At 38.4% G+C, this 14,518-nt stretch carries 13 protein-coding genes; 5 read left to right on the forward strand and 8 right to left on the reverse strand.

The window, feature by feature from the left end:
* Positions 1 to 225 precede the first annotated feature (225 nt).
* From AC2Q9J_RS15020 to AC2Q9J_RS15030, 3 genes are all read left to right on the forward strand, one after another.
* Positions 226 to 546, forward strand: coding sequence for a thioredoxin family protein (locus tag AC2Q9J_RS15020; protein WP_499041184.1), 321 nt, complete (start codon positions 226 to 228; stop codon positions 544 to 546).
* Positions 547 to 722: 176 nt separating this feature from the next.
* Complete coding sequence (locus AC2Q9J_RS15025) at positions 723 to 1,187, forward strand: STAS domain-containing protein (protein ID WP_499041186.1); 465 nt, start codon at positions 723 to 725, stop codon at positions 1,185 to 1,187.
* 27 nt (positions 1,188 to 1,214) lie between these two features.
* Positions 1,215 to 1,730 carry a C39 family peptidase gene (locus AC2Q9J_RS15030; protein ID WP_499041188.1) on the forward strand — a complete coding sequence of 172 codons (516 nt, stop codon included), beginning with the start codon at positions 1,215 to 1,217 and terminating at the stop codon, positions 1,728 to 1,730.
* A gap of 5 nt (positions 1,731 to 1,735) precedes the next feature.
* Here the strand turns inward: AC2Q9J_RS15030 and AC2Q9J_RS15035 are convergent, their stop codons facing one another.
* From AC2Q9J_RS15035 to AC2Q9J_RS15050, 4 genes are all read right to left on the reverse strand, one after another.
* Positions 1,736 to 2,611 (reverse strand): 5'-3' exonuclease, encoded by an 876-nt coding sequence (locus tag AC2Q9J_RS15035; protein WP_499041190.1) that lies wholly within the window; start codon positions 2,609 to 2,611, stop codon positions 1,736 to 1,738.
* A gap of 138 nt (positions 2,612 to 2,749) precedes the next feature.
* Positions 2,750 to 4,246, reverse strand: coding sequence for a glycine betaine uptake BCCT transporter (locus AC2Q9J_RS15040; RefSeq protein WP_499041192.1), 1,497 nt, complete (start codon positions 4,244 to 4,246; stop codon positions 2,750 to 2,752).
* Positions 4,247 to 4,532: 286 nt separating this feature from the next.
* A complete protein-coding gene (locus tag AC2Q9J_RS15045) occupies positions 4,533 to 5,150 on the reverse strand; it encodes a class I SAM-dependent methyltransferase (protein WP_499041194.1) in 618 nt (205 codons plus the stop codon).
* A 210-nt stretch (positions 5,151 to 5,360) separates the two neighbouring features.
* A complete protein-coding gene (locus AC2Q9J_RS15050; protein WP_499041196.1) occupies positions 5,361 to 6,257 on the reverse strand; it encodes an alpha/beta hydrolase in 897 nt (298 codons plus the stop codon).
* 157 nt (positions 6,258 to 6,414) lie between these two features.
* Here AC2Q9J_RS15050 and AC2Q9J_RS15055 point away from each other — a divergent pair, with 157 nt between their 5' ends.
* Positions 6,415 to 7,269, forward strand: a complete 855-nt coding sequence (locus tag AC2Q9J_RS15055) for an alpha/beta fold hydrolase (protein ID WP_499041198.1) — start codon at positions 6,415 to 6,417, stop codon at positions 7,267 to 7,269.
* A gap of 79 nt (positions 7,270 to 7,348) precedes the next feature.
* Here AC2Q9J_RS15055 and AC2Q9J_RS15060 read toward each other — a convergent pair whose 3' ends face one another.
* From AC2Q9J_RS15060 to AC2Q9J_RS15075, 4 genes are all read right to left on the reverse strand, one after another.
* A complete protein-coding gene (locus AC2Q9J_RS15060; RefSeq protein WP_499041200.1) occupies positions 7,349 to 8,419 on the reverse strand; it encodes an aldo/keto reductase in 1,071 nt (356 codons plus the stop codon).
* A gap of 111 nt (positions 8,420 to 8,530) precedes the next feature.
* Entirely contained in the window at positions 8,531 to 9,073 is a 543-nt protein-coding gene (locus AC2Q9J_RS15065; RefSeq protein WP_499041202.1) for a dihydrofolate reductase family protein, read from the reverse strand.
* Between the two features lie 479 nt (positions 9,074 to 9,552).
* Positions 9,553 to 9,825, reverse strand: a complete 273-nt coding sequence (locus AC2Q9J_RS15070) for a hypothetical protein (RefSeq protein WP_499041203.1) — start codon at positions 9,823 to 9,825, stop codon at positions 9,553 to 9,555.
* A 146-nt stretch (positions 9,826 to 9,971) separates the two neighbouring features.
* The gene (locus tag AC2Q9J_RS15075; protein ID WP_499041205.1) at positions 9,972 to 13,808 is read right to left on the reverse strand and encodes a YobI family P-loop NTPase; all 3,837 of its coding nucleotides are present in this window, start codon (positions 13,806 to 13,808) and stop codon (positions 9,972 to 9,974) included.
* Positions 13,809 to 13,834: 26 nt separating this feature from the next.
* On the opposite strand from AC2Q9J_RS15075, the gene AC2Q9J_RS15080 reads away from it, so the two are divergent.
* Positions 13,835 to 14,503, forward strand: a complete 669-nt coding sequence (locus AC2Q9J_RS15080) for a hypothetical protein (protein WP_499041207.1) — start codon at positions 13,835 to 13,837, stop codon at positions 14,501 to 14,503.
* Positions 14,504 to 14,518 lie beyond the last annotated feature (15 nt).

Genomic DNA, 14,518 nt, shown 5'->3' on the forward strand with positions numbered 1-14,518 from the left:
TGAGCTAAAAAAAATAGAACGTTCTCTATATCCATAAGTGTAAGTTATTTTCCTTTTTTTCGCAATATTTAATCCTCAATTTTTTAAACCGATAAGTTTCTTTTCTTTTCGAAAATGCGGATGAACGGTACACTATAAAAGTTGAGTCAATGAATTGAGTTGGCCATGATCTTATTAACCATCAATTCATTTCTTTCATAATAGAAACAACAGGAGGAAAAATCTATGAAATCGCTAACTACCAATGAAGAATTCCAACAAGCCATTACAGGCGATGAGCCCGTAATCGTCAAATTCCAGGCTGGATGGTGTCCGGATTGCACACGCATGGACATGTTCATCGATCCCATCGTCGCTGAGTACGATAAATACCAGTGGTTCGATTTAAACCGTGATGAATTGCCGGAAATCGCTGATAATTATGAAGTCATGGGAATTCCAAGTCTTCTAATTTTCAAAAACGGAGAAAAAACTGCGCATCTTCACAGCGCAAACGCAAAATCACCTGAAGATGTCATTGACTTTTTAGCCAACCAACCCGAATAGGCGCCTGCCTATTCTTTTTTTTTGCTTTTAAGACTGCGATATTTTTGTACCCGGATGAGCAGGAAACCATCATATTGTGAGCAGATTCCCAGTCGATAAGCCATTTTCACATCTTCATAAGCACTTCTGCTTTTAATACTGTATACTGGAATTACCAAATTTAATGAGGTGTCACCATGGATCCCCAAAAAGAAATAAGTGAATTGAAAGACCTTGTAAAATATTACGAAATGGTCATCAAAAATATGTCTGCCCCCATCATTCCGTCAATTGTTCCAAAAACAATCCTAATGCCGATTGCCGGATTGATATCAAGTGACCGTTTTGAACTGATTCGCAGCAAAGCTTTACAGCACGCAGGTGAGCATCGCGAAACGGAATGTGTCATTTTCGACTTTACAGGCGTCCAGTCCGAAGATATCCAGACATTCGATTATAATGAACTGGCAAATGAACTGACGGCGCTGAACAGTGCTCTGAAATTGATGGGTCTTCGCCCTATCTATGTTGGATTTAATCCGCGTTTTGTCCGTGAAATTGTACATGCCGGCATTCAAGTGGATTTGGAAGTTTATCAGACCTTCCGCGCTGCATTAAAAGAATTGCTCGATGAAAAGAAAGAAAGCCTTTCTTCGAAATGATGTAAATTCAGTTTGGAGGCGAACGTCTTGAAAATCCTTCTGCCATTCGAAGGAATGTCACAATACGATGCGGCGATAGACAATAAAAAACGCAGCTCCGCCTGCGGACCTGTAACAGCAGCCGCCATTTTCAACTACCACGAAAATGTGTCACTTGGCGTCAACGACGTATACCGGTTGCTAGGCACTACAGCGATCGGCCTCTTTACCTGGAGGCTTGTACGGAATTTCCGCAAAATCGCTGGCAGCCAATACGCCATCCAAAAAACCCGCTCACTCTCCGAAATAAAACGGGAACTGCGGAATGGCAGGCCGCTGGCGATGAAATTCGACCGCTATTTCACATTCCGCTGGTTTTCAAAACCCCTGTTCAATTACCACTGGGTGCCGCTTATCGGTTTTGAAGACAAAGACGGCGATGTGATTCTCTATTTCCATGACAACGGAAAAAGAAACCGCCCGAGTAAGATCCGGACAGTTTCCTATAATGAACATCGTTCTGTATTGAGTTTTGTAATAATCATCCCGCAAAAACCGGGATGATTTTTTTATAGATTTTTTTCCAATTGCCTAGCCAATAAATTCAATTGCTGATCTTCGCAGATGCGGATATGTTCTGCGGTATATTGCGGAACTCCGATTTGGTCCAGCGGAATATCAAGGTCAATATCACATTTAATCACGGCAAGTTCTTTGGATAGGAGAAGCATCTCTTTGTTTTCTTCTATCTTTTTCTTTTGTGCTGGTTTAAGCTCATCAATCGCCTCCAGAACCCCGTCAGTTGAACCATATTTCTGGATCAGCTGTAATGCTGTCTTCGGTCCGATTCCTTTAACGCCCGGGTATCCATCGCTTGCGTCTCCCATGAATGCTTTAACATCTGCAAACTGGTTCGGCTCAATGCCGTACTCTTCTCTGAAACGGTCATCTGTATATACGTCATAAATATGAAAGCCTTTTTTCATGAAAGCGATTTTTACAGAAGGCTTGAGCAGCTGAAGCATATCTTTATCACCTGTGATGATAGTGAAATCGACTTCATCTTCCCATTGTTTCGTAAACGATCCGATAAAATCATCCGCTTCAATGCCTGCTTCCCCGAAATTTTGCCATCCCAGTTGCTCTGAGACGTTTTTTGCCATGTCGAATTGATGCAGCATATCTTCAGGCGGCGCCGGACGGTTTGCTTTATATCCATCAAACAGATCCGTGCGGAAAGTGTGGGCGCCCATGTCCCAGCACACCGCCATATGTGTCGGTTTCATCATGGTTTTAGCAGCAAGTACGTGGCGGGTGAATCCCTGGACGCCATTAGTCGCAAGTCCATCAGTTGTTCTGAAATACTGGCCGACTGCTGAAGTCGCGAAGAAAGAACGGAACAATAAAGCCATTCCATCAACCAATAATACGTGCGGTTTTTCCATAAAAATTATTCCTCCATTCAATTAATCCCATAATCCATTATACGCTCTTAAACAGAAAAAAACCGCCTGTTCGGCGGTTTTATCCCGATTGGATCAACTAACACTCGATGGGGATTCCCCATTCAATGAAGTTTCTCTTTATCGTTTGCGTTTAATTGCTTTGTATTCCAGATTTAAAGCTTTATAGAACGAAGCCATCATTAGCAGCATTATGAATGAGAATGGAAATGCTGAAATGATTAACGCTGTCTGAAGCGCATCCAGTCCACCGGCTGACAGCAGGATGACTGCAATTGACGACTGCGCGACTCCCCACGTCAGCTTGACTGCATTTGCAGGATGCAATGAACCATTTGTCGTTTGCATGCCCAAAACAAATGTCGCCGAATCCGCAGATGTAATGAAGAATGTCGTCACCAGCAAAATGGCGATAATCGACAAGACCACACCCAGCGGTATTTCATTGAATACGCCGAACAGAACTTCAGAAGTTAATAATCCTGTTAAATCGACCCCGCTGTTTTGAACGTCAATAGCGGTTGACCCGAATGCAGCAAACCAGATGAAACTGATCAGTGTCGGAATCATCAATACACCAAATAGGAATTGGCGGATAGTACGTCCCTTGGAAACACGTGCGATAAAGATCCCCACGAATGGCGACCATGAAATCCACCATGCCCAATAGAAGATTGTCCAGCCGTCGATCCAGGCACGGTTTTCTCCATCAATAGGTGCAGCACGGAAACTCATTTTCACGAGGTTCTGGAAGTAAGCGCCAAGACTTTCAGTGAACATGTTCAGGATTAATAAGGTCGGCCCCAAAATTATGACTAAGACCAGCAAACTGATTGCAAGCACCATATTGGTATTTGATAAGTATTTAATCCCTTTACTCAATCCACTCCAAGCGGAAATCATGAACAATATCGTGACTACTGCAATGATGATCATTTGGACTGTGAAGTTATCACCTGGAATTCCGTCAAACAGGAAAGCCAGACCTTCATTAATTTGGATCGTCCCGAAGCCTAATGTTGTCGCAACACCAACCGCTGTAGCGAAAACGGCAATGACATCGACAAGTACGCCAAGTGGCCCGTTCATCCGATCGCCGAACAATGGCTTTAAGGTAGCGGAAATAAGTCCCGGCTCTCCTTTTCTAAACTGGAAATAAGCTAGCGGCAGAGCTACTACTGCGTAAATTGCCCAAGCATGGATCCCCCAGTGGAAGAATGTGAATCGCATCGATTCACGGAATGCTTCAGCCGTTCCGGGATCTGCGGTAGCCGGATCGATTGCAAAGTGGGAAAGCGGTTCAGCCGCACCCCAGAATACCAGCCCGATTCCCATGCCTGCTGAAAACAGCATGGCAACCCATGTAGCAAAAGAAAACTCCGGTTTATCGGTATCTTTCCCTAATTTGATCTGCCCCATCGGACTGATTAGGAAGAATAGGCAGAATAGAACCATGACAGAAACGATCAATAAATAATACCAGCCGAACGAAGTTGTCAGGAATTCTTCAATGTTGCCTGTAACTTCCGCAAAATTAGTCGGTGCAAGTGCCCCATATGCAACTGCAAGCAGCACAAGTACAAGAGCTATCCAAAAAACATTGGTAACTTTTTTCATTTAAGCGTCCCCCTTTTCAATTCTCTGTTTGAACGATTGATAATTTCACAGCCATACCAATCAAAACAGAATCTCAGATTTATTCAACAATATTCAAGACTACGGAAAACAGAAGTTGAAGTCAAGCAAACCAACCAGACTCTGAGGATCTGTTGAAATATGTATACCAGTTTTTATGAGTCCACTGTATTAAATACCCTAAACGTTTTTCATCAAAACCAGTAGATTTCAGTCTTTACAAACGCATTTTATCCATCATTATGCGTTTCTGACTTTATGGATTCCCTTATACTTTCACTCTGATTATGTAACGGGAATGCGTGATTGGAAGACCTTTGCTGACAGCTTCCTTCTCAAATATGCTTTCTATTCTATGGAGACTCTCTTTTTCTGCGGCAGAGATAAGATTCAAAGACTGTCCAAAACAGCCATATCGGATAACGTCCAATGGCTCATGAAGATATTCTGTCGTTTCCATAATTTCGATTTCTGTGTTATCAAATGAACAATTGTGCAGGACCCCTTTAATCTTATCAAGGATGGGCGTTCCCGCTAAGCGATTAAAAAATCCCGGAAATAAATCAGCCAGCTCTTTTCCTGAACCGTCTCCTGGATGAAGACCAATCACATGGCCATCGTTTTTTACAACCCGTTTCAAATCCCCGTAAGCAGACGTCGGCCCTTTTCGGATATAGGCAATGTCAAACTCATTATCATCAAATGGCAGCCCCTTTTTTGTATTTCCTAAAATAAATTTCAAATTATGCTTTTGTTTCATTATCCCGTTTTCTAAAAATGATTCGATTGCATCAAATCCAGTTACTTCTTCAGCAAATTGACTGCACTTTAACGCAAACTCTCCGTGCCCGCAGCCGACATCCAGCACTTTCTTATCCTTGACCATCTGCAGCACTTAAGTATCAAAAATGGTCTCTCCATTTGGAACATCTATCGAAGACTTCCATGGATATGAATAAACCTTTTCGCTGTCTCCGAGCTGCTGATACCACAGGAGGGAATGCGGCTCAAGCCATTCAGGATGTTTTCTGGGGTTGAATATAATATAATTCTCTCCTTTGGATTCATTTTTAAGCTGCTCATTTGAATTTCGAATTTATATCATTCCTTTTATATCTGCTACAGCCCGGATAATTACCTCAGGTCGGTCAAGATATATTGAATGCCCCGCAGCTTCTGCAAAAATTAGTTTGCTGTTTGAAGACAAACCAGCTTGCTCACTTACCAACTCTTCCCAAACGCCTTCCAGTAATGCCAATTCCCCTTCAGGCAAGCCTTCTTCTACTCCCATTTTGACCATATGCGATTTATCTCTACCGATTACTATGAGCGGCAATTGTTCCAGACTTCCAAGAGCTTTGATGCGGGCCGCGTCTTCCACCCAATTCGCAACTTCCGATTTCATCGCTTTGTATAAATTCGGTTGATACTGGAAATCGATTATCTTCTGTTGTATAGATTCAGGAAGTCTTTCTTGCGAAATCGACAAGGTTGTCTGCAAGAGTGCCGCAAGTTCTTTTTCATTCATGCCCTCATAGATTCTGCAGCTTTCAATCCATTCTTCGTCTGATGCACCCTCATTCAGAACTGGTAGATCCAGATTGTTTAATTTCTTCAAATCTTCCGAAGTGGAATCCACCAGAATCATTCCGTCAATCTGCTGAGGATTCAATTTCGCATAATGCTGTGCTATCAGGCCGCCATAGGAATGGCCAATCAGAAGTATGGGCTCCGTTATCTTCAGCCTATCAAGTAAAATATTGATTTCCTTGCAAGCTTGGGCAGTTGTCCGCTCTTCATCCCCAATGTCGCTCGCTCCAAGTCCCGGCCTGTGAAACATAATTATCTGGTCGTTCAAGCTCAATGCTTCGCATATTAAATGCCATTCCTCGAAAGAACAAGCCATGCCGGTCACTATTAAAATAGCTTTGCCCTTTTGGCCTTTTTGAAAGAATTCCATTTGTTTATCATTTATTTCCAAAAGGTTTTTCATATTTCACTCCCTATATTTGTTTAGAGAATTTCACCGTTTTATTAACTATAGCAATTGACATGTCCAACTTCCATCTGAGTACTGTATATTCTTGTATAATGAAATCACGAACAACTGGCAAGAGATTTCCATAGACTCAATAATCGGAGGCTTGAAAATGGAGAAACGCGAAATCAATACGCATTCAGGAAAAGTAAGTTATCTCGAGTATGGGGATGTAAATAAGCCGGCCATCCTTTGCCTGCACGGTCTAGCTGGGAACGCTTTCTATAGTTTTGCAGAACTGGCGGATCACTGGAGTGATGATTTCCATCTCATCCTTTTAGATATGCCTGGGCATGGGAAAACCAGCACTCTCCCCAACGAGGAAGATTATCTCTTTTCAAATTTGGCGAAGTGGCTGAAACAAACACTCATTCAGATTATCCAAAAACCTTATTTTATCATGGGCCATTCCTGGGGAGCGGATGTGGCATTGCATTTCACTCAACACTTCCCTGATGAGGTTCAGGGCTTGATCCTGCTTGACGGCGCATTCACTTTCCCGCAGAACCAGCCTGAAATGACTTTTGACTATGCCTATTCCGGATGGACCGACTATATGGACCAATCAATCTATCAATCTGAAATCGATATCTTTAATGAATACCGCAGTTTCACCCGAAATTGGGATGCCCGGAAAGAACAGTATGTCCGCTCCATTTTTCAAAAAACGCGGGACGGCCAATATGAATTGATCGCATCGAAACACACAGTGTTGTACATAATCAAAGCTTTTTTCGAAGAACCTTTTGCTGAGGCCTACCCGTACATAAAAATTCCCACAATCCTGATCCATGCAGAACTTCCAAGAGAATTAAACAAAGCACGGAATAAAGGAATCGTTCAAATGAAAGAGTCGATCGAGGATGTGTCAGTCTTTTCAATTACTGACTCTTCACATCTGCTGCAATGGGATCATCCAGATCAACTGTCAGTAGTGATTCAAAAATGGATTGGTGAAAAACCTTAAAAAGTAGAACATCCAAAATTAAGACACAGCCGCACTCCCTTAAGGAATGCAGCTGTGTCTTTTATTCGCGATAGAAAGTTTAATCGTCGATTCCCATCGACTTTTTATAAGCCTGCAAGTACCCGATTTCAGAAGGGCTTCCCATCTGTGGAGCGCTCATGGCCCGGTGCCAATGCGGATAGATCGGTGCAGGACGAGCGACTGACTCGATCTTGTCATGCTCTTCTTTCGTCAATTCAATATCAAATGACGCAATATTTTCTTTCAGCTGTTCTTCATTTCGCGCTGCGATTACAATCGGTCCGACGTTCGGACGGTCTTTTACCCACGTATACGCGATTTGCGGCACGGAAGCATTGTGGTTCGCCGCCACTTCTTCAAGCGCGTCAATCACCTGGTAAAGCCGCTCCTGATCCATCACCCAAGGCTCCGGCCATCCGCCGCCTTGACGCGTATCTTCAGGTGCTTCCTTTTCCCTGCCGATTTTGCCGTTCAATAATCCTTCACCGAGCGGACTCCAGATCATGGAACTGACACCCAGCTCAGTACCCGCCGGCAGAAGTTCATACTCCGCTTCACGCGCTTCCGGCGTATAGTAGATCTGCTGTGTAATCGGCGGAATAAAACCGGCCTGTTTTGCGTAAGTATGGGTCTTTGCAAGCGCCCAGCCGCTGTAATTTGACACACCCCAGTGGCGGATCTTCCCTGATTTCACCAGGCTGTCCATCGTCTCGACCGTTTCTTCAATCGGCGTCTGTCCGTCCCATAGATGCACAAAATATAAATCCAGATAATCCGTACCCAGACGCTCCAATGACTGGTCAATGGAAGTCAGAATGTTATTGCGTGAAGCTCCCTGGCCATTCGGATTTTCACTGAGTGGAAATCCGGTCTTGGACGTCAGCAGCACTTCATCCCGCCGTCCCTTGATCGCTGCACCAAGCACCTTTTCCGCGTCACCCTGCGAATAAAGATTTGCGGTATCAAACATGTTGATGCCCGCTTCCAGAGCGATATCCACCATCCGGCGAGCTTCATCTTCCTTCACATTGCCCGCTGCCTCAAAACCATTTGTTCCACTAAAAGGGATAGTTCCCAGTATATATTTAGGAACCCGGAGACCTGAGTTGCCAAGATAAATATATTCCATCGAATCCTCCTCAAATATTCTATTTACTAATTGTTGACAGTAGTTATCTACCCGTCATTTTCATCAGTAAAACGGAATAGATTATTTTGGGATGAGTCTGCTCACGATAAATCAAATTACCTTGTACCATATCTCCACCTGCCGGTCAGTCTCGATCGTTTTTATTTTTTCCAGTTCAATCTCAAGGTCATCCAGATGTTCGAAAAAACGGAGCCCTTCGCCAAGAAGTATCGGAGCGATGGCAATCTGCAATTCATCCACCAGCCCTGCTTTCAACGCTTGTTGGCCGGTACTCGCGCCTAAAACCACCACGTCTTTATTGTCAGCTGACGTTTTTGCTTGGCGTATGGCATTCTCGATGCCTTCAGTCACGAATGTGATTGTCAGTTTTTCGTTTTCTTTCGGATGCCTGGCAGGCGGGTGATGAGTCAATATAAACAGCGGCACCTGAAACTCATAATCATCTGCATAGGCATCCGTGTCTTCCGTGCTCTCAAAGCTATTGCGCCCCATTACTACCGCTCCGGTATTGCCCATCGCCGCATTGATCTCGTCGTTCGGCTCAAAACTGGCATACAATTTACCCAAACTGCCGTGCCTATCATTGATGAATCCATCAACCGACATGATCATTCCCAAGACCACTTTTGCCATTCCTATCACTCCTCTGGTAGAAAGTTTTTCTTCTGATGAATCTAATTCCTTCTATATAATAGGAATTCCTTCTTTTCGTTGAAATGAAAAAACGCCAAAACCCAGGTAAAGGTTTTGGCGTTCTTATGTAGCTCCATAAAATCTATGGAGACGGCGGGAGTCAGACCCCCTCCCTTTAAAAGTGCAGTAATACCAGTGTTTTCAAGGGTTTTGGCATACCCTTTTAAATCACTGACCACGGTTTTGACTAGGTTTATAAAAATTGCTTACGGAGATGAGAATTACCTATTCAAAGAGACGCTTTATGTTAAACACATAAACTGTATTTCTGCATTTCGATTAAAAGTGTTTCTTCTAGCAATAAGAGCTTAATTCGTTCTACATATATAGTAGAAACTCGAATCACTATCATAATGATTTAGTTCCGTATAGAAACTATAGGTTAAGAGTAACTTCTATCTGGAATACTCTTAATACCTTTAGTTTTCTTTTAAATTCGTTTGTTCATTTTTTACTCTTTCCACTTGTCTTATATCGACTTCAAGTATTTCAGCAATACTTTCCACTGTCATGTCTGGCATGTTTTTTAAAATATTTTTAATTGCTATTTCCATGCCTATTTTGTAGCCTTCTTTTTTTGCACCTTCAAGGTTTGTATTTATATCGGAAAGATATTTATTTTTCAATTCTTTTAGACGAAGTTTTTCCTTGTCATCATTGAGGCTTTTAAATTCTTCATCTATGCTCCCCAAAGTCATCCTCCTCTACTTCTAATATGCCCCTAAAACACCGCTTTCATTTTGCTATCCCTTTAATTTATTACTTCGAAGTGAATTATTCATTTACACAAATATTTTACGCTCTCGGAGCGGCACTCTTATTGTGCCGCTTCTTTATCTTATCTTATCTGCCTTTTATTATTCACATACAATAGTCCTTCTCTTTCTGAAAAGCTAGCAATCACATCCATACTATCTAACTTATTTAACAACTTTGTCATAGGTGTGGAATACATAAATTCAGTATTTCGCTTGTTAGGAATAATTAAAAGGGAAAATGGTTCTGGCAGCTCCGATAATAGATTATAAATCTTCCTCTTTTTGTATTGATATTTTTCTATACATCCTAAGAAAATAAGAGCTATATTCTCTTGGCTTCGTAAAGACATTAGAAAATCATCTTCTATTATTTTTCTTTCCAAAGAGTCGCTAATAATTTCAAAGCCTTCTTCTTTAAATTTATTTAAGAGCCAATTTATTATCTCTGAATTAAGTTTTACCTTCAACTGTTTGAAAGTATTAATCATGCTGAACTTTGTATCAGCCATGACATTTTCATCCTTTATTATTTCTTCGTAAAGCAATGAATTACATTCTATTTCCATTAATTTTTCAATGAATTGCTGTTCTTCAAAAGAAATTAAATAATTATATGCGAATAGCTCCTCTTCTTTTTCATCAAAATAGAAATAGATATTTTTGTCCCAAGGCAATTTTTGGTTACTAATTAAAGATTCGATTTCCTCGTATGATAGAGATTCTCTAATCAAGTGAAAATACATGGTAGCTAATGTAGCGTTCGTTTCTCGTAAGTGTTCTAGTATATTCTCTTGCCATGAAAGTAGCTTCATTTCTAATAACATCATGTATCTTCTTTCAGAAATTTCACTAGGAGAATCTATGATTATCTCTTGATCTATATTTGCTAAAAAGTCATTAATTTTTTCATCGGAAACTTTATCAGAACTAATTACTAATTTTATAACATCTTGAAAACATGCTTCTTCAATCTCTTGACTATTTACTTTTTCGGTTTCTTTTATCAAGTTATCAAAATTCGAAGAAATAGTTATAAAATCCTCTAATATTTGCAATTCTTCATCCACTTCTAATGTAGAATAATAAGTTCTAATATTTAACCAACTAACTTCTATCTTGTTTTCTTCTAAAATCTTTGAATACAACTCTATACTCTCAACTTCTTTTAGATCTCTGATTGTACCATCCCATTTTTCTAGCAGCTCTAATTTCAACTCTTTATCTAAGTTTTCATGGTTTAGAAGATTTATAAACATGTCCTCTGTTTCATTATAAGAAAATTGATCTAATAGTATTTCTGATACAAATACTCCAATTTCATCTTCAATTCTTCTTCTCATCATTATTGAATTCTGACTGTGGATAACCTCATAATTTATAGTTTCAAAATTATATAACAGTGTAGATAAAACTTCTTTCTTTAATTTATAAAAGTTATTCTCGATAATCAGGTCAATAATATCTGCTGAATCTTCGACATATTGCAAGTCTGAGAATTGTACTTCTAGTGTTTCCAAAGTTAATCTCAATTTTTCTATATCATCATCATCTAACTCATTTTCACTCCACCAAGATAAAAATTCTCGACTTTGTTCAATATAATGAGAAAGGCTATCAGATCCATTTAATTTCTTTAATTCTGAAAGAGTAACTGTGAATATTAATAACTGGATAAATTTAATTTCCTGGCTTTTGTCTTTAAAACTTCCAAACATCTTATCCCATAAGTTTTCATTTCTTTCAACTAGGTCATGGATAAGTACTTTTACTTTTGGGGTTAAATCCATATTATATTTCTCTAAAAAGTCTAATACAAAACTAAAATTCTCTATTAGATCATTACTAATATAATCTATCAAATAATTTCTTTTTTGTATTGATTCATCTTCTACAGCATTTAATAAAAAACTAAGCAAATCATAATTTAATATGGCTGGACTATAGAAATGTTCTTTACTCAATTTCTTTTGAACTTCATTTATATTTTTTAATTTATAGTCGAAACCTTTGGGATTGCTTAGCCTTACACTCTTCAGAAAATTAACATCTTCCTTAAACATTGATCCTTCATAAAAATAAGTAATATATTCATCGTAATCTTCATCAATCCATCCTTGCAGGATCAGTACCCTTAATAAATCCCTCTCCTTCAAATGTTCATCTATTAAAGCATGCGGTTTTCTAATCACTTCTGAAAAGCTACTAGTATTTAATTCTGATATAAACTTCTTTAATTCTTTTATTTTACTTTTAGTTATAGGTACCTTATCTTCATCTCTTATAACAATCGCTTTTGCTCTTATTAGAATGTCTGGACTCGTGTTTTTAGCTGTACAAAAATCTTTAAAGCTAATAGATGGAGGATTGTGCCTACCCGTTTGAATTTTCAAAGGCGGTTCATTAGGAGATAGTTCAAGCAATTTTTTCAAAAAGTCAGCCATACTCTTACTATCATTAATACTATAATTAGTTCCAGCTAGTTCAATACTATGACTTGTATTCAAATTATTCATTTTTCTAAGATGTGTTATTACTAGTTCGTCTAAAGACTCCACTGTATCTGATTCAATAAATGCTACTACTTTTTCTAGATCTTCCAATTGTTTTTCATATTCTGATTTATGTATACTAATTAGATGTTGCTTTATATTGAAAAGATTGCTTAAATGCCCTTCATTGTTCAGTAAGTCCGAAAAATCTTTAGGATAAATGTTTTTATAAACAATTATCGCAAATAGCTTGTCTTGTAGAATTCCAGACTGATTTAAAGCTGATCGATAAATAAAATATTCGTTACATATATTTTTCAGTACTCTCATGTCACTTATAAATAAAGATACATCCGTTATTAATTTTTTTGAAACCCCGTCTTCTTCGCCATGTGCATTTTCATCTTTGATATATCTTTTCAACTTACTTAAAAGTACACTTTCTGAATTTGAAGAGTGCATTATTTTTACTGTTGGAATGATAAAATCAAAGAACTTTGTGCGATTCTGAACTTCCTGAAAGTTATCATTTTCCGAAAATATATCATCCTTTAAAGCATAAACAAAAATTATGTTTTCTCCTTTAAGCTCTTCTGACTGGTTTAAAATATGATTGAGTCCTCTTAATCTCTCAAATATATTTAAATTGTTGAAACGATCTAAATCTTCAAAAACTACAACATTAATACCTGTCTGAGAGAAGAAATAGATTATCTCGTCTAAATATTTATTAAAGACTGTATTATCCTTGTCTGCTTTTAATTCAAAGGTTGCGTTTCCAATTCCAAAAGTACTTAGACGTAAGTTTTTTGCTACTTTGACTGCTCTAAATATTGCAAATGAGAGGATTAATATACCAATTAATAAAAGCACTATAAATATAAATAAATTCATAGAATTGAAATTTTCACTGGTATTATATGTGAATAGCTTTGTTAACCATTCATATTTAATAGAAAAGTAAACTAAGAGGAACGAAAACAAAAATAGTAACGTATTCCAAAAAGTCTCCCAACTATTCTCGTTGTGTATTCGAGTAAATCTAGATAGAGGAATCTTTTCTGGCTTAACTTTGTAAAACATTTGTTGCGTAATGTGTTGTTCTAAGACATTCTCAACACTAACATAGTCTCCCGAACTTTCTTCTGTTTCTTCATTTCCCTCTGGGTTCCGAGAGAATTCTTTTTCTTCACTAAATGTTGCTGCAGAAATCTCTAGAACTTTTTCTTTTTTATCATAAGCATTCCAAAAAGTTTTTAGAATACTACTTTTCCCAGATCCATAGGTACCAGTAATCGCTAAATTTTTTATATCCTTATTTTCCAATGCCCATTTTAGTGTTTTAAGATAAACTTTTTTGCTTTCTGTCTCTTCAGTATCAGGTAATAGTGTTTCTAAAGATTCCAGATTTATTTGTTCTTCTGACATAAGTATTCACTCCTTGTGTTATATAATTGAGACATGAAGCAAAAAGATTGTTTAACTGCCCAATATTTCTTAGAGAAAAGGTGAATGCAATGCTATTTAAACAGAATTCCGATATATATCGAAACGCTTTTCCTAATTGGCAAAAAACCTCTATACAGAATGATGAGTTCTTTAATTTGTACGCTAAGCATTTTAAAGAAGCTGCTGACAAATTAATTTTGTCTATCGATTCTAATCATGGACATATAGCTGATACACTAATTAATCCAGCAATTTATTTGTATCGCCACTCAATTGAACTTAGTTTGAAAGCAATACTATTTAAAAATTATTGTGATCAAAAAATAGAGATGGAAAAAGTAAAAGAAAAACTGGAAGGTCATAATCTTAAAAGTTTATGGGACAAGGCTAATAATGAAATCCGCGCTAATTATAGCTTTATTAATACACAAACTCATAAAAACGAATTAAAAAAAATAGGTAAATTAATCTCAGAATTAGATCTTACTGATACAGGTTCTATGAATTACAGATATCCTTTTGATAAGGAATTAGTAGAGTTTATTTATGGAGATGGAAAAGAAAGTTTCGGAATAGATTACATTAATATGATGCATGAATTTGACTACCTTTACACTCGCTTGAACGATTGGATTTATGAAAGTCTTATATTATCATCTAAGAACGAGGAATAATTTTTGGTTCTAAAT

The organism is Planococcus sp. RAB007_Raresut (assembly GCF_057369535.1).